Genomic DNA, 1,519 nt, shown 5'->3' on the forward strand with positions numbered 1-1,519 from the left:
TCCAGGGTCTTGGCGGCGCTCAGCCGGCTCGGTCCCGGCAGCACCGAGCGCGGGGTCCTGGCGGCGGCCCTGAGCAGATCGCCCGCCCGCAGCCCCGCCTCGGCGAGCGCGGCGTTCCGGTGGGACATCAGCGGGGTGAGCGGCATCACGAACGGCAGGGCCTTGACCAGGTGGGGTGCGGTCGCGGTCATCAGGACGCCCCGCTCGACGGCGCTCTCATGGGCGACGTCGAGCTGGCCGGAGGCCAGATAGCGCAGTCCGCCGTGGACCAGCTTGGAACTCCACCGGGAGGTGCCGAACGCCAGGTCGTGGGCGTCGATCGCGGTCACCGACAGGCCGCGGGAGGCGGCGTCCAGCGCGACCCCGGCGCCGGTGACGCCCAGCCCGATCACCAGGACGTCCACGACCGCGTCGTCCGCGAGCTCCCGCGCGCGGCGTTCGGCGTTGAGCGAGCTGTTCAAGGCGTCTCCTCAGGGGTCAGGGCGAGCAGGAGGACGCGGCGCAGGTCCTCGTCGAACCGGGCTGCGGCCAGCTCGCCGGGGCCCGTCATGGTCGGCAGCGACAGCGCGAACGACTGGACGATCAGCAGGAGCCCGCGCGCCTGCCGGGCGGGGAAGTCGCGCCTGATGCTGCCGTCGCCGTGGCCCTGGACGAGCTCCCGCTCGATCAGTTCGAGGAACGCCTCCTGCGAGGCGCCCGTCCTGGTCAGCATGTAGGGGAGCAGCAGCTCAGGGTCCACCTCGATGATCTTGCGGAGCAGTGGATGCTCGCGGAAGAGCCGGACCCCGGTGACCAGGGTGTCGACGATCCGGTGCCGGGCGTCGCCGGACGCCTCGGCGATCACGGCGGCGGCCAGGGCCAGCCATTCGCGCGTCATCAGATCGCTGACGATCGTCTGGACGTCGGGCCAGCGCCGGTAGAGCGTCATCCGGGAGACTCCGGCGCTGCGGGCGATGTCGGTGAGCGTGGTGCGGCGCACGCCGACCGCGAGGACGCAGTCGCGGGCGGCGTCGAGGACGGCGTCCTCATCCACACGGCGGGTGTTGTGACGAATCGACGTCATGTGTCACAGTGAATCACAGAGCGATGAGCAACGACAACGAGGAGACGGCTCAATGGCCGACATGCTGTGGTCAGGATGGGGCGACCCCGCCCAGGCGGCGCCGCTGCCCGAATCCGTGGTTTCCCTGCTGCGCGACCTGCTCGGGGTCAAACCGCGCGACCTGCCGCCCGTCGCGCTGGAGGACATCGTGCCACCCGCGCCCCGGTTGGGCGAGGCGGCGCTCACGGCGCTCGCGGTGCACGGCGAGGTCCGCACCGACGCCGAGAGCCGGATCCGCCACACCCGCGGCAAATCCACCCCCGATCTGCTGGCGCTGCGCGCCGGTGAGACCGCCGACACCCCCGACGCCGTCGTGCTGCCCGCCGACCACGACGACGTCCAGGCGATCCTCGGGCTGGCGGCCGAGCACGGCTTCGCCGTCGTGCCGTTCGGCGGCGGCACCTCCGTCGTCGGCGG

General features: G+C 72.7%; 3 protein-coding genes. 1 reads left to right on the forward strand and 2 read right to left on the reverse strand.

Features of this window, described 5'->3' with window-relative positions; translation table 11 throughout:
- Together ACYVE7_RS33835 and ACYVE7_RS33840 are read right to left on the reverse strand one after the other, a co-directional pair.
- Nucleotides 1-461, reverse strand: a 461-nt coding sequence (locus ACYVE7_RS33835) for an FAD-dependent oxidoreductase (RefSeq protein ID WP_460370630.1), incomplete at its 3' end; no start/stop codon positions are given.
- Nucleotides 458-1,063 carry a TetR/AcrR family transcriptional regulator gene (locus ACYVE7_RS33840; RefSeq protein WP_460370632.1) on the reverse strand — a complete coding sequence of 202 codons (606 nt, stop codon included), beginning with the start codon at nucleotides 1,061-1,063 and terminating at the stop codon, nucleotides 458-460. The genes ACYVE7_RS33840 and ACYVE7_RS33835, both read right to left, overlap by 4 nt.
- 52 nt (nucleotides 1,064-1,115) lie before the next feature.
- On the opposite strand from ACYVE7_RS33840, the gene ACYVE7_RS33845 reads away from it, so the two are divergent.
- Nucleotides 1,116-1,519, forward strand: a 404-nt coding sequence (locus ACYVE7_RS33845) for an FAD-binding oxidoreductase (RefSeq protein ID WP_460370634.1), incomplete at its 3' end; no start/stop codon positions are given.

The organism is Actinocorallia lasiicapitis (assembly GCF_054778695.1).

Excerpts from the sequence above, each read along its gene's own strand:
- ACYVE7_RS33840 (WP_460370632.1), bottom strand. The coding sequence starts at position 1,063 with ATGACGTCGATTCGTCACAACACCCGCCGTGTGGATGAGGACGCCGTC.